Genomic DNA, 19,773 nt, shown 5'->3' with positions numbered 1-19,773 from the left:
GACTATTGTCCCAACTTGAGGCGAGCAGTCTCGCCACTGGTGAACGGCGCCACGTCCACAGGCTGACCGTTGTAGGCCACTTGCGCGCCACGGGCGAAGCCCAGACGCAGCGTCAGAGGAGGCTTACCGCCTTGATCAAGAGTATCTCCCTTACGCTTAAGACCGCTAAACAGCACTTTACCGTTGCCATCGGTGACTTGCGTCCAGCAGTCAGCAATGTAGGTCACTTGTACGCGCCCGTCACCGGCGATCAATGCTGGAGTGGTAGGTGGCGAAATAGCTGGCGTAGCCGAGGCTGCTGGAGCGGGGGGCGCGGACGCGGGTGCTGCCGGCGTATGAGCCTGGGCGGTGGGCGCTGCCGGAGTCGCTGGCGTTACAGGAGCAGGCACAGCGGCGGTTGTCGCAGGAGCGGTTTCCGGTGCCGGTTGCTCGGTCGCGAGCGGCGCTTCAGACGTGGCCTGCCCCTCGGCAACAGCCTGGTCTTCCGGTTCATCCAACGGATGGATCTGAGTGGTGCCATCGGCGCTTTCGACTTCGACGTGCTCCATCGCGCTGCTGGTCAGGTCTTTACTGCGCTGAGAGGCTTGGTCTTGCCACCAGACAAACCCGCCACCGATCACCGCAACAAGCAGCAACAGGCTAACAATTCGCAAAATGGTGTGGGAAACGCGCACTGGCTCTTCGATACGACCCAGGCCATGAACACTGCTGCCCTGGGAATCGGTGCCGGTGAATTGGTCGAACTCCTGAACCAGAACGGTCTGGTCGATACCCAGCAATTTGGCGTATGCGCGGATATAGCCTCGGGCGAAGGTGTGCCCAGGCAGCTTATCGAACGCGCCAGCTTCCAGATTGCCCAAGGACGTGGTGGTCAAATTGAGCTTGAGGGCCACTTCCGCCAGCGACCAACCATTGCTTTCGCGGGCCTGACGCAAGGTTTCGCCTGGGTTTACGCGATTAGCTGCTACAACTTCCGGGTGCGCCGCTTTCATCATTGCTCCGACAGGTATTGCTGATATTCCGGCGTACCGGGATAGAGTCGTTCGAGTTGCTGGCCAAAATGTGCGGCCGTGTCGCGTTCTTCATGAACTGTCGCCAGGCGCACACCGAGCAATAGACTACGTGCATTTTGCCCGCTGAGCAGGCTAAAACGCTCGTAATAGTCACGTGCCGGCACATAATGCCTGTCTTCGTAAGACAACTCAGCCATTTCGAGCAATGCCCGCGGCTGGCGACTGTTCAGGTGCAGGGCTTTTTCCAATTGCTGGCGAGCACTGTCGCGCTGGCCGAGACGCATTGAGGTCACCCCAAGGTTCTCGAAGACCCGCGAACGCTCTGGATAAAGGGTGTCGGCAGAAGCTTGCTGGAAATAACGGGAAGCCTGGTCATAACGTTTCTGTTCGAACAGGAAGCTGCCGTAATTGTTCAGCAGCCGAGGGTCGGCAGGACGGGAGGCCAAAGCCTTTCTGAAATACTGATCGGCAAGTTCAGGCTCGGCCTGGGCTTGGAACACCAAGGCCAATGCAGCGTTGGCGTCGGCATCGTTGTTGTCCAGTTCAAGGGCCTTTTTCAAAGGCACCTTGGCCTGCTCGCTCATGCCCTGCTGCAGGTAACCCAACCCCAGTTGCACATAGGCAACTCGCGCCTCATCACGACCTTTACCGGTTTGCAAAGGGCTCTCATGGCCCGATGAAACACAACCGGCCGCGAGGCCGGTAACAAGCAGAAGCAGCGCAAGGCGCAAGGGCATAGAGATCCTCTCTCAGATTCGATTCACAGCGATTTGCGGCATGTCGTCGGCGGCATTCAGTTCACGCACGGCGATATAACGTTCGCTGCGACGGGTGCGATCCAGCACCTGTCCTACCAATTGGCCGCAGGCGGCGTCGATGTCTTCACCACGAGTGGTGCGTACGGTGACGTTGTAGCCTGCCTGGTGCAGTTGATCCTGGAAACGACGAATGGCGTTGTTGCTCGGCCGCTCGTAGCCAGAATGGGGAAACGGGTTAAACGGGATCAGGTTGATCTTGCACGGGGTGTTCTTGAGCAACTCGATCATCTCGATCGCGTGTTCGACCTTGTCGTTGATGTCCTTGAGCATGGTGTACTCAATGGTCAGCACGCGTTTCTCACCCAAAGTCGCCATGTAACGCTGGCAAGATTCGAGCAGCATCTTAAGCGGATACTTCTTGTTGATCGGCACCAATTGGTTACGCAATGCGTCATTAGGTGCGTGCAGCGACAACGCCAGGGATACGTCGATGTGCTTGGCCAGCTCATCAATCATCGGTACCACACCGGAGGTCGACAGGGTCACACGGCGTTTGGAGATGCCGTAGCCCAGGTCGTCCATCATCAGATGCATGGCCGCAATCACGTTGTCGAAGTTCAGCAGCGGCTCACCCATGCCCATCATCACCACGTTGGTGATGGCACGGTCGACGGTCGCCGGGACGCTGCCAAAGGATTTGTTGGCAATCCACACCTGGCCGATGACTTCGGCGGCAGTGAGGTTGCTATTGAAGCCTTGCTTGCCGGTGGAGCAGAAACTGCAATCCAGGGCACAGCCTGCCTGGGACGAAACGCACAAGGTGCCACGTTTGCCCTGGGGAATGTACACGGTCTCGACGCAGCTGCCGGACGCCACGCGCACCACCCATTTACGGGTGCCGTCGGTGGAAATGTCCTCGCTGACAACTTCGGGACCACGGACCTCAGCAATGGCCTTGAGCTTGTCGCGCAGGGCCTTGCTGACGTTCGTCATGGCGTCGAAATCGTCGACACCAAAGTGGTGAATCCATTTCATTACCTGACCGGCACGGAAGCGCTTCTCCCCGATTGAGTCGAAGAATTTCTCCATTTCCGGCTGAGTCAGACCCAGCAGGTTGGTTTTAACAGTCGATGTAGTCATGGATTCACCCTCACTCTTTAAGCCAATGCTTAGCGAGCGGTTACTTCAGTAGCAGCGAAAAAGTACGAGATTTCGCGAGCAGCGGCAGCTTCGGAGTCCGAGCCGTGTACAGCATTGGCGTCGATGGATTCAGCGAAGTCAGCACGGATAGTGCCGGCAGCAGCTTCTTTAGGGTTGGTAGCGCCCATCAGCTCACGGTTCAGAGCGATAGCGTTTTCCCCTTCCAGAACCTGAACAACAACAGGACCGGAGATCATGAAGGCAACCAGGTCGCCGAAGAAGCCACGAGCGCTGTGCTCAGCGTAGAAGCCTTCAGCTTCAGCCTTGGACAGTTGCTTGAGTTTCGAAGCTACAACCTTCAGGCCGGCTTTTTCGAAACGAGTGGTGATCTCGCCGATGACGTTTTTTGCAACAGCGTCAGGCTTGATGATGGAGAAAGTACGTTGAACAGCCATGGTGTAACTCCAGAAACGGTAATTTACGAAAAATTAAACCCGCGAATTATACGCGGGTTATTGGGTATTGCCTAACTGCGTAAAAGGCGGCTCAGTCTGCTTCTTCGATCCACAGGCCCTGAATCGCCTCCAGAACCTTTTCGCCACCCCGATCCGGGATGTCATCGAATTCCGGCAGCGCCATTACGAGATCACGCAGTTTGACGAAGTTCACGGTAAGAGGATTGACCTCAGGATGAGCTTCAGCAAGTTGTATAGCGATTTCTTGTACATCAACCCATTTCAGGCTCATGACAGTTCCTTGAATCAATGCGGCGCTTCGGCCGCATGGTTGAGCGAATATTTCGGAATTTCGACAGTGATGTCCTCAGTTCCCACCTTTGCCTGACAGCTTAGACGCGATTGCGCTTCCAAGCCCCAGGCACGATCGAGAAAGTCCTCTTCCAGCTCGTCGGCTTCTTCAAGCGAATTGAAACCCTCGCGAATGATGCAGTGACAAGTGGTACAGGCGCACACGCCACCACAAGCGCTTTCGATTTCGATGTGGTTGTCATGGGCAACTTCGAGGATGGACTTGCCGGTCTCAGCCTCCACAACCATACCGTCCGGACAATGCTCGGCGTGTGGCAGAAAAATGACCTGCGGCATTAATTATTCCTCGATTTCATTCAGGTTGCGTCCCGCCAGGGCGGCTTTTACCGTCTGGTCCATACGGCGGGCGGCAAAGGCATCGGTCACTTGCGACAAGCGCTTGGTCTGTTGCTCGATAGCATAACCATCAGTGCCTTTCATCAGTTCGGCCAATTCATGCATCTGCAGGTCGATGACCATGCGCTCTTCGGCATCCAGCAGGCGTTCGCCGTCAGCCTCAAGGGCGCCCTGCACCGCTTCAAGCAGGCGCTGCGCATCCACTTGCTGTTCGCGCAGCACACGGGCGACCTTGTCGTCACCGGCGTACTGGAACGAGTCCTTGAGCATCTTGGCGATTTCGCCGTCGGTGAGGCCGTAGGAAGGCTTCACCTGGATGCTGGCTTCAACACCCGACCCCAGCTCACGGGCCGCGACACTAAGCAGGCCGTCGGCGTCGACTTGGAAGGTCACACGAATTTTCGCAGCACCGGCTACCATCGCAGGGATACCACGCAATTCGAAACGCGCCAGGGAGCGGCAGTCACTGATCAGCTCGCGCTCGCCTTGCAGCACATGAATCATCATGGCCGTCTGGCCGTCTTTATAAGTGGTGAAGTCCTGGGCGCGGGCGACGGGGATGGTGGTGTTGCGCGGAATCACCTTCTCCATCAAGCCGCCCATGGTCTCCAGCCCCAGCGACAACGGAATCACGTCGAGGAGCAGCAGTTCGCCACCATCGCGCTTGTTGCCGGCCAAGGTGTCTGCCTGGATCGCTGCGCCGATGGCGACTACTTGATCGGGGTCGATTTCGGTCAGTGGCTCGCGACCAAAAGCCTCGGCAACTGCCCCACGAACACGCGGCACACGGGTCGAACCACCCACCATGACCACGGCACCGACGTCTTCCAACTCGATACCGGAATCACGTACGGCGCGACGGCACGCCTTGAGGCTGCGGGCGACCATTGGCTCGATCAACGCATCGAAGGCTTCGCGCGTCAGCGGTGCCGACCAGTTGCCGTAAGACACGTCAATAGAGGCAGCATCAGTCAGCGCTTCTTTAGCGGCACAAGCAGTTTGCAGCAAGTTGCGCTGTGCGCCTGGATCCAAGTCCGCGGACAAGCCGGCACTGCTGATAATCCAGCCTGCGATCGCGTGGTCGAAGTCATCGCCGCCCAGCGCGCTGTCGCCACCAGTAGCCAGCACCTCAAACACACCGCCGGTCAGGCGCAGGATCGAAATATCAAAAGTGCCGCCGCCCAGGTCATAAATGGCAACCAGACCTTCGGCGTGCTGGTCCAGACCGTAGGCCACAGCAGCAGCAGTCGGCTCGTTGAGCAGGCGCAGCACGTTGAGGCCGGCAAGCTTCGCCGCATCCTTGGTGGCTTGACGCTGTGCGTCGTCGAAATAAGCTGGAACCGTGATCACTGCACCGACCAATTCGCCGCCCAAGGTCGTTTCTGCACGCTGGCGCAGCACCTTGAGGATATCAGCCGACACTTCCACCGGGCTTTTCGGCCCCTGGACAGTATCGATGAAAGGCATGTGGGATTCGCCGCCGACAAAGCGATACGGCAGTTGGTCGCCGAGCTGCTTGACGTCGGACAAGCCACGCCCCATCAAGCGCTTGACAGACAGCACAGTGTTCAAAGGATCGCTAGATGCCGCCAACTTGGCAGACTCACCGACCTCGGTGCGATCAGCGTGATAGCGCACGGCCGAGGGCAGGATGACCTGCCCATCAGCGTCCGGCAGCGGTTCGGACAGGCCACTGCGCAGGGCAGCGACCAGGGAATTGGTGGTGCCCAGGTCAATCCCGACCGCCAGGCGACGCTGGTGCGGTTGAGGGCTTTGGCCGGGTTCGGCGATTTGCAGTAATGCCATGGTAATCAGGTCTTATCTGTCTATCAGGCGTGCATCACGGGCAGCACTGGGTTAATCGTCGAGGCGCTCTTCTAGCTGGCGCACTTCGTAGGTGAGCTTGTCGAGGAACTGCATACGTCGCATCAGGCGTTCAGCCTGTTCACGTTGCGCTGCATCATCCCAACAGGCTGCGAAGCTTTCGTTGAGCTCATCCTGGGCCACTTTCAGACGGCGCTTGAAGACGGCGACACCGGCCACATCGGCCTCGTCGTGTAGGTCTTCGAGCTCTTCGCGCCACTGCATTTGCTGCATCAGGAAGTCGGGATCGTGAACCGTGACTTCAATCGGCAACTCGCCGCCGTTCATGGCGAGCAGGTAACGCGCGCGCTTTGGCGGACTCTTCAGTGTCTGATAGGCCTCGTTGAGGCTGGCCGACTGCTGCAGGGCCAGGCGTTGCTCACGCTCGGAAGCGTCAGCGAAGCGGTCCGGATGCACCCCACGCGCCAACTCTCGGTAGCGCGTGGCAAGCTGCTCAAGGTCCAGCCGAAAGCTCGGCTGCAGCTCGAATAAAGCGAAATGACAAGGAGTACCCACGAATAGCCTCAGATGTTGAAGCTTTCGCCGCAGCCACACTCACCGCGTACGTTGGGGTTGTTGAACTTGAAGCCCTCGTTCAACCCTTCCTTGACGAAATCGAGTTCGGTGCCGTCCAGGTAGGTCAGGCTTTTAGGATCGATGATCACTTTCTCGCCGTGACTTTCGAACACCTGGTCTTCCTCAACCACCTCGTCGACAAACTCCAGCACGTAGGCAAGGCCGGAACAGCCCGTGGTGCGAACACCCAGACGAATCCCCTCACCTTTACCGCGCCCATTCAGGGAGCGGCGAATGTGCTGCGCAGCCGCTTCTGTCATGCTGATAGCCATCGTTGACTCCTTACTCGTCGCCAAATGCTTAGATCAAGCCTTTCTTCTGCTTGTAGTCGCGAACGGCCGCCTTGATGGCGTCTTCTGCGAGTACGGAGCAGTGGATTTTCACTGGCGGCAGGGCCAGTTCTTCGGCCAACTGGGTGTTGCTGATAGTCACAGCCTCATCCAGAGTCTTGCCTTTCATCCATTCGGTTGCCAGAGAACTGGAGGCGATGGCCGAACCGCAACCGTAAGTCTTGAACTTGGCGTCTTCGATGACGCCAGCTTCGTTGACTTTGATCTGCAGGCGCATCACATCGCCGCACGCCGGAGCGCCGACCATGCCGGTGCCGACATCAGGATCTTCCGCGTTCATCTTGCCGACGTTGCGCGGGTTTTCGTAGTGGTCAATGACCTTTTCGCTGTAAGCCATGGTACTGAATCCTCACTCATCAGGGCCGCTCTGGAACCCTGTAAAAACGCCTGCGTTTTCCGCCACGTTCCTACAGAGCTTGGGTGGCGGCTTCTATAGTTAGTGTGCCGCCCACTCGATCTTGGAAATATCGACACCGTCTTTGTACATGTCCCACAGCGGCGACAGAACGCGCAGCTTGTTGACGGCTTCGCAGACTTTCTGCGCGGCGTAGTCGACTTGTTCTTCGGTGGTGAAGCGGCCGAACGTAAAGCGGATCGAGCTATGTGCCAGTTCGTCGTTGCGGCCCAGGGCGCGCAGTACGTACGAAGGCTCAAGAGAGGCCGAGGTGCAGGCCGAACCGGACGAAACCGCCAGGTCCTTGAGCGCCATGATCAGCGACTCGCCTTCGACGTAGTTGAAGCTCAAATTCAAGTTATGCGGTACGCGGGCGGTCATGCTGCCGTTTATGTACAGCTCTTCAAGGTTCTCGACCTGCTTGTAGAAGCGATCGCTCAGGGCCTTGATGCGCACGTTTTCGGCAGCCATGTCTTCCTTGGCTACACGGAAGGCTTCGCCCATGCCTACGATTTGGTGGGTCGCCAGGGTGCCAGAACGCATGCCGCGTTCGTGACCGCCGCCGTGCATGGTGGCCTCGATGCGCACGCGTGGCTTACGGCTCACGTACAGCGCGCCGATACCTTTAGGCCCGTAAGTCTTGTGGGCCGAGAACGACATCAGGTCAACTTTCAGCTTGGACAGGTCGATATCAACCTTGCCGGTGGACTGAGCAGCGTCGACGTGCAACAGAATGCCCTTGGAGCGAGTCAGCTCGCCGATGGCCGAGATGTCGTTGATGGTGCCGATTTCGTTGTTTACGTGGATCACGGAAACCAAGATTGTGTCTTCACGCAGCGCGGCTTCAATCATGGCCGGGGTGACGATACCGTCGGTGGTCGGCTCAAGGTAGGTAACTTCGAAACCTTCACGCTCCAGTTGACGCATGGTGTCGAGGACAGCCTTGTGCTCAATCTTGGTGGTGATCAGGTGCTTGCCTTTGGTCGCGTAGAAATGCGCCGCGCCCTTGATTGCCAGGTTGTCGGACTCAGTGGCGCCGGAAGTCCAGACGATTTCGCGCGGGTCGGCATTAACAAGGTCGGCGACTTGGCGACGAGCATTCTCGACCGCTTCCTCGGCTTTCCAGCCGAATACATGGGAACGGGAGGCCGGGTTGCCGAAGTTTCCATCGACCAGCAGGCACTCGCTCATCTTTTGCGCGACACGCGGATCAACCGGGGTGGTCGCTGAGTAATCAAGGTAAATCGGCAATTTCATGGACTTTCTCCTAAATCAGGCTGGCTGGCGTGCCGTTAGCTCTTCGGCTGTCACTCGACGGCGGACGCTTCAATCTTGTCCAGACGCGGCGCCTTAGTGTTGCAACGGCGCTGGTCCTGACGCTGGGCTACTTCTTGTACCTCACGGCGAGTCACAAGATCAGCCAAGCTGATACCACTCAAAAACTCATGGATCTGCAGACTCAAGTCACACCACAAATGGTGCGTCAGGCAGGTGTCGCCTGCATGGCAGTCACCCAGGCCCTGGCATTTGGTCGCGTCAACGGATTCGTTGACCGCATCGATCACCTGGGCCACCTGAATGCCCTGCATATCGCGGGACAACTGATAGCCGCCACCTGGCCCACGCACGCTGGAGACCAGATTGCTACGGCGCAATTTGGCGAACAGCTGCTCAAGATAGGACAGGGAAATGCCTTGGCGCTCGGAGATATCGGCCAGGGACACCGGCCCAGTTTGCGCGTGCAGAGCCAGGTCGAGCATGGCAGTCACCGCGTATCGGCCTTTTGTAGTCAGTCTCATGGACAATTACCAAGGTGTTTCAGAATGTGGGCAAGTATGCGATTCCCGAGTATTTAAGTCAACTATAAGACCTAGTACTTTAGTCAGGATTACCCGTAAAAAGGGCGCGCGAATCATAGCAGGATGGGGTGGGGACGAACAGCGGGAACAGGGCCTAGCGGCTACTCCGAGACCAATGGAGGTCAAGGTGTAGGAGGCAACCGCTCCCAATAGCAGCGGACCAGCCCACTTAGTGAACGACTAACAAACCGCTATCGAGAGCAAGCCCCCTCCCACAGGTGACTTTCAGTGCCTGGAAGACCTCAACCAGTCTTCGTCGCAGCTTCGTCCTTGATCTCGGCGAAGTCCTCTTCGCGCAGCTCAGGAAGTTCTTTCGCACAGTAACTGCTGCCCAGCTCCTTCAGCGCGCCGCACATACCGTCCAGCTTCCCGTCCACCGCCTGCAAGTGGTCAAGCAACTGGCCGATGGCGCGCGCGACCGGATCAGGCATGTCTTCACTGACTCCATAGGCATCAAAGCCGATCTTCTCGGCCATTGCCTTGCGCTTTGCTTCCTGCTCATCGCCAACTTCCGGCTTGACGATGATTCGGCCCGGAATACCCACCACGGTTGCGCCAGGCGGTACAGCCTTGGTCACGACCGCATTGGAGCCAACCTTAGCGCCAGCACCTACGGTGAATGGCCCTAGCACCTTGGCGCCGGCCCCTACCACCACGCCATCGCCCAACGTTGGGTGGCGCTTGCCTTTGTTCCAGCTAGTGCCGCCCAACGTCACACCTTGATAGAGCGTGACATCGTCGCCAATCTCAGCAGTTTCACCGATGACGATACCCATACCATGATCGATAAAAAAACGGCGCCCAACCTTGGCCCCCGGATGAATCTCGATACCCGTCAACCAGCGGCCGAAGTTCGACACCAGTCGCGCCAGCCATTTCCAGCCCATGCCCCACAAGGCGCCGGACAGCCGATGAATCCAGATCGCGTGCATACCCGGATAGCAGGTCAGCACTTCAAAGGCGTTGCGGGCCGCCGGGTCACGGTGGAAAACACTCTGGATATCTTCTCGCAAACGCTCGAACATTTTTAATCCTTCCGCTTAAGAAGCTCGCCACGGGCCGCTTTTTGGGTTTCCGTGAGGATGCCACGCAATATATTCATTTCCGCCCGGCTTACCGAGCTGCGCCCGTACAACCGACGCAGGCGCGCCATCAAGTGCCGCGGCTTGTCAGGGTCAAGGAATTCGATAGCCACCAGGGTTTGCTCCAGGTGCTCATAGAACCGCTCCAGCTCATCCATGGTGGCCAGCTCGCCACTTTTGGTCGACGCAACCTCTTCCTTTTCCATTTTGCTTGGCTGACCGGCAGCTGCCAGCCACGCCATGCGCACTTCGTAAGTCAGCACCTGCACCGCAGCCCCGAGGTTCAGTGAACTGAATTCAGGGTCCGATGGAATGTGCACATGGTAGTGACATCGCTGCAGCTCCTCATTGGTGAGGCCGGAGTCTTCACGACCAAACACTAAGGCGATTTCAGCGCCACCAGCAGCCTCTTCCACCACTTTGCCGCCGCATTCACGGGGATCCAGCAAAGGCCAGGGGATACGACGATCACGGGCGCTGGTGCCGAGCACCAGATTGCAGCCGACCAAAGCATCCTCCAGGGTGGCGACGATCTGGGCTTTTTCAAGGATGTCATTGGCACCGGATGCACGGGCATCGGCCTCGTGATGCGGGAACACACGCGGTTCGACCAGCACCAGGCGCGTCAGCCCCATGTTTTTCATGGCACGCGCCACCCCACCGATATTGCCTGGATGACTGGTATTGACCAAGACGACACGAATGTTTTGCAGCAAGGGAGGCGCTCTCGGACACGGGAAAGGGGAGCAAATCTTACAGAACAGCCTAAGGTTATGCCATGAAAGCTAACGTCGTCCTTCACCTGAAGAAAGTTTCTGCTAGAATGCTCGGCTTTCTTTAACAACCTTAGGTGACACATCCATGCAGCCCATGCTGAATATCGCGCTGCGCGCCGCCCGCAGCGCCAGTGAATTGATTTTCCGCTCCATCGAGCGCCTGGATACCATCAAGGTCGACGAAAAAGACGCCAAGGATTATGTATCCGAGGTAGACCGCGCCGCCGAACAGAAAATCATCGACGCACTGCGCAAGGCTTACCCTACCCACGGCATCCTGGGTGAGGAAACCGGCCTGCATAAAGGTAGCGGCGAAGGCGAAGACTACCTGTGGATCATCGACCCACTGGATGGCACCACCAACTTCCTGCGCGGCATCCCCCACTTCGCAGTAAGCATCGCCTGCAAATACCGTGGCCGCCTGGAACATGCCGTCGTCCTCGACCCGGTTCGCCAGGAAGAATTCACCGCCAGCCGTGGCCGTGGCGCCCAGCTGAACGGTCGCCGCCTGCGAGTCAGCGGCCGTACCAGTCTCGACGGCGCCCTGCTGGGTACCGGCTTCCCCTTCCGCGATGACCAGATGGACAACCTGGAAAACTACCTGGGCATGTTCCGCGCCCTGGTTGGCCAGACCGCAGGTATCCGTCGCGCTGGCGCAGCGAGCTTGGACCTGGCCTATGTTGCTGCCGGTCGTTTTGATGCGTTCTGGGAGTCAGGCCTGTCCGAGTGGGACATGGCTGCAGGCGCTCTGCTGATCCAGGAAGCCGGTGGCTTGGTGAGCGACTTCACCGGTGGTCACGACTTCCTGGAAAAAGGCCACGTCGTTGCTGGCAACACCAAATGCTTCAAGGCAGTGCTGACGGCTATACAGCCACACCTGCCAGCCTCGCTGAAGCGTTAAGCTAGCGAGCATAAAAAAAGCACCCTTCGGGGTGCTTTTTTATGCCTGCGATTTGGTGCGAACTTGAATACCAGCAACGCTACCAATCAATGTGAAAGGGATGTTGCCTCCGATGACAGCAGCTCAGTTACAGACTCATTAACCGATGCGCCCACATCAAAAGCAAGCCCCCTCTCACACCTTCAACTATGACAAGCCTCAAATTATTGCTGGTTTTGACCCAACACTAAACGACCTTCTTTATCGACCGGAATCTGGCCACCCGGATCACGATCCATCCGCACCGAGCCTTCCTTACCATCCAAGGTGTAACGCACGTCATAGCCGACTACCTTGTCGCTGATGTCGTTGACGGTGTTACAACGCGTTTGTGTGGTGGTGTAGGTATCGCGATTCTGCATACCCTCTTGAACCTTGTTACCGGCATAACCACCACCGACCGCACCGGCTACCGTCGCTAGCTTCTTACCGTTACCGCCACCGATCTGATTACCTAGCAAACCACCCGCCAATGCACCCACAACGGTACCTGCGATCTGGTGTTGATCCTGCACCGGTCGCTGCCGAGTAACTGCGACGTCCTTACAGACTTCGCGAGGGGTCTTGATCTGGGTTTTTACCGGCTGCACCGCCAGCACTTGCGCATACTCAGGGCCGCTTTTTACCAGGCTGTAGGTGGCGACAGCACCCCCGGCAGTTACACCGACAGCACCCAATACCGCACCAACCAGTAACGACTTGTTCACGTTGAACCTCCTGACCATCACAAACGGACCGAAAGATCCGCGCTATACCCAGCCTTGGAGCAAAAAAAAAGGCACGAGTTCAATACTCGTGCCTTTCTTGTAACAGCAGATCAACAAGCGCTCATTAAGGGCGGTCGTCGACCTCCTTGCCAGTCGCGGCTGGAGGGATCAAGTCTTCGCTGTTGAGGTTCAACCAGATCAGCACCACGTTGGCGATGTAGATCGACGAGTAAGTACCCGCCAGAACGCCGATAAACAGCGCCAGGGAGAAGCCCCACAAGTTGTCACCGCCGAAGATCATCAGCGCAGCAATCGCCAGCAAAGTGGAGATTGATGTCGCCATGGTACGCAGCAGGGTCTGAGTGGTGGAGATGTTGATGTTCTCGATCAACGTCGCCTTGCGCAATACGCGGAAGTTCTCACGAACCCGGTCGAATACCACGATTGTGTCGTTGAGCGAGTAACCAATAATCGCCAGCACAGCCGCCAGTACGGTCAGATCGAAGGTTATCTGGAAGTACGCGAGAATACCTACGGTCACGATCACGTCGTGGATCAGCGACACAATCGCGCCGACACCGAACTTCCACTGAAAGCGGAAAGCCAGGTAAATCATGATGCCGACGAGTGCCATCAGCATGCCAAGGCCGCCTTGGTCGCGCAGCTCTTCACCTACTTGCGGGCCGACAAACTCGACGCGCTTGACCGACGCGGGATTGTCGCCGCCAACCTTTTGCAAGGCTTCGGCTACTTGGTGACCCAGTTGCGGATCTTCGCCTGGCATGCGCACCAGCAGGTCGGTGGTCGCACCAAAGCTCTGCACCACGGCCTCGTGATAACCGGCCTTTACCAGCTCGTTGCGCACTAAGGTAACGTCGGCCGGCTTCTCGTAGGTCAGCTCAATGAGCGTACCCCCGGTGAAATCCAAACCGTAGTTCAGGCCCTTATGGAACCAGCTGAACAACGCCAGAACGGTAAGGAGCACAGTGACGCCGAACGCAATGTTGCGAACGCCCATGAAGTTGATTGTACGTAACATGGCAGCCCCTTAAATCCACAACTTCTTGAAGTCACGCCCGCCAAAGATCAGGTTGACCATTGCGCGGGTCACCATGATGGCCGTGAACATCGAGGTAAAGATACCGAGGGACATGGTCACCGCAAAACCTTTGACAGGGCCGGTGCCCATGGCAAAGAGAATCCCGCCAACCAGCAATGTGGTCAGGTTGGAGTCGAGAATCGCGGTAAATGCCCGGCCGAAGCCTTCGTTGATTGCGCGCTGCACAGTCATGCCTGCGGCGATCTCTTCACGTATCCGCGAGAAGATCAGCACGTTGGCATCTACCGCCATACCCATGGTGAGTACGATACCGGCGATACCCGGCAAGGTCAGCGTAGCGCCCAGCAGCGACATCAAGGCCAGCAGCATCACCATGTTGCCCGCCAGGGCTACGGTAGCGATGATGCCGAAGAAGCGGTAGATGGCGATGATGAACAGCGACACGAACAACATGCCCCACAGTGCAGCATCCACGCCTTTGGTGATGTTGTCCGCACCCAGGCTCGGGCCGATGGTGCGCTCTTCAGCGAAGTACATCGGCGCCGCCAGGCCACCAGCACGCAGCAGCAGTGCCAGCTCCGAGGATTCACCCTGGCCGTTCAGGCCAGTGATACGGAACTGAGCACCCAGCGGCGACTGGATGGTCGCCAGGCTGATGATCTTCTTCTCTTCCTTGAAGGTCTGCACCGGCACGTCTTTCTCGACGCCGTTGACGATCTGCTTGGTGTAGGTAGTAACAGGACGCTGCTCGATGAAGATCACCGCCATGCTGCGACCGACGTTGCTGCGCGTGGCGCGGCTCATCAGTTCGCCGCCGTGACCATCCAGGCGAATGTTAACTTCAGGTGTGCCGTGCTCGCCGAACCCGGCCTTGGCGTCGGTTACCTGATCACCCGTGATGATCAAACCACGCTCGATTTGCGCAGGCGGACGATTGCCTTCACGGAATTCGAACTCCTCGGAAGTCGCGCGGGAAGCGCCTGGCTCAGCTGCGAGACGGAATTCCAGGTTGGCAGTTTTACCCAGGATACGCTTGGCTTCAGCGGTGTCCTGCACGCCTGGCAGCTCAACCACAATGCGGTTGGCGCCCTGGCGCTGAACGATCGGCTCGGCCACGCCCAGCTCGTTGACGCGGTTACGTACCGTGGTCAAGTTCTGCTTGATGGAATACTCGCGGATTTCGGCGATCTTGGCCGGGCTCATTGCAAGACGCAGCACGGCCTGACCGTTCAGGTCAGCCGGTACGATGTCAAAATCGTTGAAGTTCTTGCGGATCAGCGCACGGGCCTGTTCGCGGGAAGCTTCGTCTGAGAAGCCCAACTGGATGGCGCCGTTGAGCTGCGGCAGGCTGCGATAACGCAACTTTTCTTTGCGCAGCAGGCTCTTCACATCGCCCTCATAGACTTTCAGGCGTGCGTCGAGGGCTTTGTCCATGTCGACTTCCAGCAGGAAGTGCACACCGCCGGACAAGTCCAGACCCAACTTCATCGGGTGCGCGCCAATGCTGCGCAGCCATTGCGGCGTGGTCTGTGCCAGGTTCAGCGCAACGACGTAGTCGTCACCCATGGCCTTGCGCACGACGTCTTTGGCCGGCAATTGGTCTTCTTGCTTGGTCAGGCGCAACAAGCCGCCTTTCGCACCAGCCGCCAATGTTGCCGCTTTAACTTGGATACCCGCGTCGTTAAGAGCCTTGCTCGCGCGTTCCAGGTCAGCCTGATTGACCTGCAACGAAGTGCTGGCGCCAGTGATCTGGATCGCCGGATCATCAGGATAGAGATTGGGAGCGGAATAAATAAAACCGATCGCCAGCACCGCCAGGATCAGTACGTATTTCCACAGAGGGTATTTGTTCAGCATCACGCCGCCCGCTTATAACGCGGGGCGCCTTGCGCGCCCCGTCGATTGGTAAAGGTTGTTACTTAGATCGCTTTGAGCGTGCCTTTTGGCAGCGTGGCGGCGATGGCGCCCTTCTGGAACTTCATTTCTACAGTGTCGGAGACTTCCAGAACCACGAAAGCGTCGGAAACCTTGGTGATTTTGCCGGCGATACCGCCAGTGGTCACAACTTCGTCACCTTTCTGCAGGCTGCCCAGCAGGTTTTTCTGCTCTTTGGCACGCTTGGCCTGTGGACGCCAGATCATGAGGTAGAAGATGACCAGGAAGCCGACCAGGAAAATCCACTCGAAACCACCGCCCATAGGGCCGGCAGCAGCAGGCGCAGCGGCGTCAGCCATGGCGTTAGAGATAAAAAAGCTCATTTAGCACTCCAGTTGCAAATAGTGAATCTTAGGGTCGGAAAACTCAGTCCAAGGGCGGCACAGGGAGCCCGCGCTTGGCATAGAAGGCATCGACGAAGGCGGCCAATGTACCCTGTTGAATAGCCTCGCGCAAACCAGCCATCAGGACTTGGTAGTGACGCAAATTGTGGATGGTATTCAACATGCTACCCAGCATTTCCCCGCATTTGTCCAGATGGTGCAGATAAGCACGGGAGAAGTTCTGGCAGGTGTAGCAATCACAGGTGGGATCCAGCGGCGAATCATCATGGCGATGGAACGCGTTACGGATCTTCAGCACGCCTGTATCGATAAACAGATGCCCATTGCGGGCATTACGGGTTGGCATCACGCAATCGAACATGTCCACACCGCGGCGCACACCCTCTACGAGATCTTCCGGTTTGCCAACGCCCATAAGGTAACGAGGTTTGTCAGCGGGCATCAGGCCTGGCAAGTAGTCCAGCACCTTGATCATCTCGTGTTTGGGTTCGCCTACCGACAAACCGCCGATGGCCAGGCCATCGAACCCGATTTTGTCGAGGCCTTCAAGCGAGCGTTTACGCAAGCTTTCATGCATACCGCCCTGGACGATACCGAACAGCGCAGCGGTGTTATCACCGTGGGCGTTCTTCGACCGCTGAGCCCAACGTAGCGACAACTCCATGGAGATTCTCGCGACATCTTCATCGGCCGGGTAAGGCGTGCACTCGTCGAAAATCATCACGATGTCCGAACCCAGGTCACGCTGTACCTGCATCGACTCTTCCGGCCCCATGAATACTTTAGAACCATCCACCGGCGAGGCGAACGTTACGCCCTCTTCCTTGATCTTGCGCATGGCGCCCAGGCTGAACACCTGAAAACCACCGGAGTCGGTGAGGATTGGGCCTTGCCACTTCATGAAATCGTGCAGGTCGCCGTGCTTCTTGATCACTTCCGTGCCCGGACGCAGCCACAGGTGGAAGGTGTTACCAAGAATGATCTCGGCACCGGTGGCGACGATGTCACGGGGCAGCATGCCCTTTACGGTGCCGTAGGTGCCAACCGGCATGAACGCCGGCGTCTCTACCGTACCGCGAGGGAAAGTAAGGCGACCGCGACGGGCTTTGCCGTCGGTGGCCAATAATTCAAACGACATACGACTCATAAGGTTTCCTCTGGGCCGCGTGGCGCCGGGTTACGGGTGATAAACATCGCATCACCGTAGCTGAAAAAACGGTACCCATTATTGATGGCCGCTTGATAAGCCGCCATGGTTTCCGGGTAACCGGCAAATGCCGACACCAGCATCAAGAGCGTGGATTCCGGCAGATGGAAATTGGTGACCAGGCAATCGACGACGTGGAACGGCCGGCCTGGGAAGATAAATATATCGGTGTCGCCACTGAACGGTTTGAGCACACCATCACGCGCCGCGCTCTCCAAGGAGCGCACGCTGGTGGTACCCACTGCGACTACACGCCCGCCACGAGCCTTGCACGCAGCTACCGCATCGACAACTTCCTGGCTGACTTCCAGCCACTCGCTGTGCATATGGTGGTCTTCGATGTTATCCACACGCACCGGCTGAAAGGTGCCGGCCCCCACGTGCAGGGTCACATAAGCCGTCTCGACGCCCTTGGCCGCAATCGCATCCAGCAGCGGCTGGTCGAAATGCAGTCCGGCCGTTGGCGCGGCAACCGCGCCTAGGCGCTGGGAGTACACCGTCTGATAGCGCTCGCGGTCCGAGACTTCATCAGGGCGGTCGATATAGGGAGGCAGCGGCATATGGCCGACGCGCTCCAGCAGAGGCAGAACCTCTTCGGCGAACTTGAGCTCGAACAATGCATCATGGCGCGCCACCATCTCCGCTTCGCCGCCGCCTTCGATCAGAATGCTCGAACCCGGCTTCGGTGATTTGCTGGAGCGCACATGGGCTAGCACGCGATAGCTGTCCAGCACGCGCTCCACCAGAATTTCCAGCTTGCCGCCGGAGGCTTTTTGGCCAAACAACCGCGCAGGGATTACGCGGGTGTTGTTGAACACCATTAAGTCGCCTGGTTTTAAATGCTTAAGCAAATCAGTGAATTGACGGTGTGCGAGGGCACCGCTGACCCCTTCCAGGGTAAGCAGTCGGCTGGCGCGACGCTCGGCCAAAGGGTGGCGTGCGATCAGCGAATCAGGGAGTTCAAAAGTAAAGTCAGAAACGCGCATGATGGGGTTCGTCTAGCAGGGCCGGGAAGTTTAGCGGAAATAGTGAAAATAGACCATGAAACGTGATTGACCAACGGTAATCTCATCTCTATACTTCGCCGCCATTGAGCCCTGATGGCGGAATTGGTAGACGCGGCGGATTCAAAATCCGTTTTCGAAAGGAGTGGGAGTTCGAGTCTCCCTCGGGGCACCATCTTAAAAAAAGACCTTGAATTTCAAGGTCTTTTTTTTCGTCTGTGGAAAAGCGAAGTCACGTCGCCAGAGGCCGGCAAAGGTGCCCAGAAGGCGAGAACAGACAAAACCAGCCCACAAGATAGTTACAAGCCTTAAAGATCGTTGAGCGCGCTCACGCCCCGCCCCAGAAGCCTTGTGATGACATCGAAAGCCCACTCTCGCTCACCTCCCATCACGCATAAGCCAACGCGCGAATCTCGAATTACGATATCGGCCTTATCGATTGGACGAATTTGGGCTACTCCGAGGCGTCGGCAACACCCAGGCCCAACCATTGAGAGATTTCTAGCTTAGGTAGAAGGCAATATCCGTTAGGAATCCTGGCAAATGTTCCGCATTAGGCAGTGCGCGTATCCGTAAGCGTCTGCCGAACTCAACTTGCATAAGCTTGAGATTCATTATGGAGGGCTTCGCAGAGAGCTGTAGGCAGGTTTCGAGTGCAATCAACTGTTGGTTGAGGCTCGTCTCAGCACACTCGGCCTGCCGCCCTACCCAAAGGAGATGAGATGAAGGACCAATCCGCCCCTATCCTGATTGTTATCCTTGACGTTCAAGATGCGATTGATCGTCCGAACTGGGACGGCAAAAATAATCCTAACTATTTGCCGGTCAACCCGCGCCTTCTCAATCAGTGTGAATCGCCCCGGATTCTCTAGACACCTTGCAAGCTCATTGCGTAACGATTTTCAAACTCTACCGATGGTAGCTGATTGTTGAAACCATGGCGGCGTTTTACGTTGTTTCATACGTACGAATGTAGGTGATGTCAGTGACCCAAACGCTGTTGGATTCCACGACATCGAACTGGTGCTTCAACAAACTGGGTGGTGCGACCGTTGGCTTCCCCCCGCACTTTCCGGGGCGGCGTCGATAACCTGTCTGAGAACGCATACCTTAAAGATGCATCAGCCTAGCCACACAATCACCACCACAATCCTCACAGACCTAGCGCAGATCATCATGGATTTTGCGATAGCCGTAAACGCCGCCGCTCTCCAGCCAGGAATGCTTGATCAAACCCAGCAGTCGCTGGTCGTCTTTGGCGCGTATAGATTGCGGCTCAGACCGCCACGCTGTAATAACCACCGGGATGCACTATCAGCGTCAGGCAAAGCCGTCGAATCGAGTAGTCGCCCGTGCGCTGTTTGATAAAGGCGCACTTTTTGGCGAAGTATCCAAACACCTCAGACTTGGGTACCAATATAGCGCCCGATTGAAGTGTTCAAAATCATTAGGCCAGTTCAGGCCCGCCGCCCATGAGGATATTCGAGAGCTCGCCCTGATCCGCCCTCGCACTTTCCGCCCGCCCAAAACAAAACCCCATCTGCTTTCGCAAATGGGGTTTCGGAATTTAATCTTGACGATGACCTACTCTCACATGGGGAA

At 57.4% G+C, this 19,773-nt stretch carries 22 protein-coding genes, 1 tRNA gene and 1 pseudogene; 3 read left to right on the top strand and 21 right to left on the bottom strand.

The window, feature by feature from the left end:
• Nucleotides 1-2 precede the first annotated feature (2 nt).
• From BW43_RS04125 to trmJ, 14 genes are all read right to left on the bottom strand, one after another.
• Complete coding sequence (locus BW43_RS04125) at nt 3-992, bottom strand: RodZ family helix-turn-helix domain-containing protein (RefSeq protein WP_032890708.1); 990 nt, start codon at nt 990-992, stop codon at nt 3-5.
• A complete protein-coding gene (gene pilW, locus BW43_RS04130) occupies nt 992-1,750 on the bottom strand; it encodes a type IV pilus biogenesis/stability protein PilW (protein WP_032890706.1) in 759 nt (252 codons plus the stop codon). The genes BW43_RS04125 and pilW overlap by 1 nt, the downstream gene beginning before the upstream one ends.
• A gap of 12 nt (nt 1,751-1,762) precedes the next feature.
• Entirely contained in the window at nt 1,763-2,911 is a 1,149-nt protein-coding gene (gene rlmN, locus BW43_RS04135; RefSeq protein WP_032890704.1) for a 23S rRNA (adenine(2503)-C(2))-methyltransferase RlmN, read from the bottom strand.
• A 29-nt stretch (nt 2,912-2,940) separates the two neighbouring features.
• Complete coding sequence (ndk, locus tag BW43_RS04140; protein ID WP_003175956.1) at nt 2,941-3,366, bottom strand: nucleoside-diphosphate kinase; 426 nt, start codon at nt 3,364-3,366, stop codon at nt 2,941-2,943.
• Nucleotides 3,367-3,457: 91 nt separating this feature from the next.
• A complete protein-coding gene (iscX, locus tag BW43_RS04145; RefSeq protein WP_032890702.1) occupies nt 3,458-3,658 on the bottom strand; it encodes a Fe-S cluster assembly protein IscX in 201 nt (66 codons plus the stop codon).
• Between the two features lie 14 nt (nt 3,659-3,672).
• The gene (gene fdx / locus BW43_RS04150) at nt 3,673-4,014 is read right to left on the bottom strand and encodes an ISC system 2Fe-2S type ferredoxin (RefSeq protein ID WP_032890689.1); all 342 of its coding nucleotides are present in this window, start codon (nt 4,012-4,014) and stop codon (nt 3,673-3,675) included.
• Nucleotides 4,015-4,017: 3 nt separating this feature from the next.
• Entirely contained in the window at nt 4,018-5,880 is a 1,863-nt protein-coding gene (hscA, locus tag BW43_RS04155; RefSeq protein ID WP_032890687.1) for a Fe-S protein assembly chaperone HscA, read from the bottom strand.
• 51 nt (nt 5,881-5,931) lie between these two features.
• A complete protein-coding gene (gene hscB, locus BW43_RS04160; RefSeq protein ID WP_032890686.1) occupies nt 5,932-6,453 on the bottom strand; it encodes a co-chaperone HscB in 522 nt (173 codons plus the stop codon).
• A gap of 8 nt (nt 6,454-6,461) precedes the next feature.
• Nucleotides 6,462-6,785 (bottom strand): iron-sulfur cluster assembly protein IscA, encoded by a 324-nt coding sequence (iscA, locus tag BW43_RS04165; protein ID WP_003209680.1) that lies wholly within the window; start codon nt 6,783-6,785, stop codon nt 6,462-6,464.
• Nucleotides 6,786-6,813: 28 nt separating this feature from the next.
• Nucleotides 6,814-7,200: a Fe-S cluster assembly scaffold IscU gene (iscU, locus tag BW43_RS04170; protein WP_003209682.1), complete on the bottom strand. Its 387-nt coding sequence runs from the start codon at nt 7,198-7,200 to the stop codon at nt 6,814-6,816.
• A gap of 99 nt (nt 7,201-7,299) precedes the next feature.
• Complete coding sequence (locus BW43_RS04175) at nt 7,300-8,514, bottom strand: IscS subfamily cysteine desulfurase (RefSeq protein WP_032890684.1); 1,215 nt, start codon at nt 8,512-8,514, stop codon at nt 7,300-7,302.
• A gap of 50 nt (nt 8,515-8,564) precedes the next feature.
• Nucleotides 8,565-9,056, bottom strand: coding sequence for a Fe-S cluster assembly transcriptional regulator IscR (iscR, locus tag BW43_RS04180; RefSeq protein WP_003194020.1), 492 nt, complete (start codon nt 9,054-9,056; stop codon nt 8,565-8,567).
• Nucleotides 9,057-9,358: 302 nt separating this feature from the next.
• Nucleotides 9,359-10,141 carry a serine O-acetyltransferase gene (cysE, locus tag BW43_RS04185; RefSeq protein ID WP_032890682.1) on the bottom strand — a complete coding sequence of 261 codons (783 nt, stop codon included), beginning with the start codon at nt 10,139-10,141 and terminating at the stop codon, nt 9,359-9,361.
• Between the two features lie 2 nt (nt 10,142-10,143).
• Nucleotides 10,144-10,914 (bottom strand): tRNA (cytosine(32)/uridine(32)-2'-O)-methyltransferase TrmJ, encoded by a 771-nt coding sequence (gene trmJ / locus BW43_RS04190; protein WP_032890680.1) that lies wholly within the window; start codon nt 10,912-10,914, stop codon nt 10,144-10,146.
• A 145-nt stretch (nt 10,915-11,059) separates the two neighbouring features.
• Between trmJ and suhB the strand changes: the two genes are divergently transcribed.
• Nucleotides 11,060-11,875 carry an inositol-phosphate phosphatase gene (gene suhB / locus BW43_RS04195; RefSeq protein ID WP_003175971.1) on the top strand — a complete coding sequence of 272 codons (816 nt, stop codon included), beginning with the start codon at nt 11,060-11,062 and terminating at the stop codon, nt 11,873-11,875.
• A gap of 203 nt (nt 11,876-12,078) precedes the next feature.
• On the opposite strand, the gene BW43_RS04200 is transcribed toward suhB, so the two are convergent.
• The 6 genes from BW43_RS04200 to queA form a co-directional block, all read right to left on the bottom strand.
• Nucleotides 12,079-12,621 (bottom strand): glycine zipper 2TM domain-containing protein, encoded by a 543-nt coding sequence (locus tag BW43_RS04200; RefSeq protein ID WP_032890678.1) that lies wholly within the window; start codon nt 12,619-12,621, stop codon nt 12,079-12,081.
• A 124-nt stretch (nt 12,622-12,745) separates the two neighbouring features.
• Entirely contained in the window at nt 12,746-13,660 is a 915-nt protein-coding gene (secF, locus tag BW43_RS04205; RefSeq protein WP_032890676.1) for a protein translocase subunit SecF, read from the bottom strand.
• Between the two features lie 9 nt (nt 13,661-13,669).
• On the bottom strand, nt 13,670-15,538 hold the full coding sequence (secD, locus tag BW43_RS04210; protein ID WP_032890673.1) for a protein translocase subunit SecD: 1,869 nt from the start codon (nt 15,536-15,538) through the stop codon (nt 13,670-13,672).
• A 62-nt stretch (nt 15,539-15,600) separates the two neighbouring features.
• Nucleotides 15,601-15,939, bottom strand: a complete 339-nt coding sequence (gene yajC, locus BW43_RS04215; protein ID WP_003175975.1) for a preprotein translocase subunit YajC — start codon at nt 15,937-15,939, stop codon at nt 15,601-15,603.
• A 43-nt stretch (nt 15,940-15,982) separates the two neighbouring features.
• Nucleotides 15,983-17,098, bottom strand: coding sequence for a tRNA guanosine(34) transglycosylase Tgt (gene tgt / locus BW43_RS04220; RefSeq protein ID WP_003175976.1), 1,116 nt, complete (start codon nt 17,096-17,098; stop codon nt 15,983-15,985).
• Between the two features lie 5 nt (nt 17,099-17,103).
• Nucleotides 17,104-18,153 carry a tRNA preQ1(34) S-adenosylmethionine ribosyltransferase-isomerase QueA gene (gene queA / locus BW43_RS04225; RefSeq protein ID WP_032890671.1) on the bottom strand — a complete coding sequence of 350 codons (1,050 nt, stop codon included), beginning with the start codon at nt 18,151-18,153 and terminating at the stop codon, nt 17,104-17,106.
• Between the two features lie 108 nt (nt 18,154-18,261).
• Between queA and BW43_RS04230 the strand changes: the two genes are divergently transcribed.
• Together BW43_RS04230 and BW43_RS28575 are read left to right on the top strand one after the other, a co-directional pair.
• Nucleotides 18,262-18,346, top strand: a tRNA-Leu gene (locus BW43_RS04230).
• Between the two features lie 547 nt (nt 18,347-18,893).
• Nucleotides 18,894-19,043, top strand: coding sequence for a hypothetical protein (locus tag BW43_RS28575; protein ID WP_233896898.1), 150 nt, complete (start codon nt 18,894-18,896; stop codon nt 19,041-19,043).
• Nucleotides 19,044-19,128: 85 nt separating this feature from the next.
• On the opposite strand, the pseudogene BW43_RS28570 reads toward BW43_RS28575, so the two are convergent.
• Nucleotides 19,129-19,549 (bottom strand): annotated as a pseudogene (locus tag BW43_RS28570) (IS3 family transposase); the annotation flags it as partial.
• Between the last annotated feature and the right edge of the window lie 224 nt (nt 19,550-19,773).

The organism is Pseudomonas sp. RIT357, from assembly GCF_000632245.1.
GTDB lineage: Bacteria > Pseudomonadota > Gammaproteobacteria > Pseudomonadales > Pseudomonadaceae > Aquipseudomonas > Aquipseudomonas sivasensis.
This window is presented reverse-complemented; position numbering and strand designations above follow the sequence as displayed.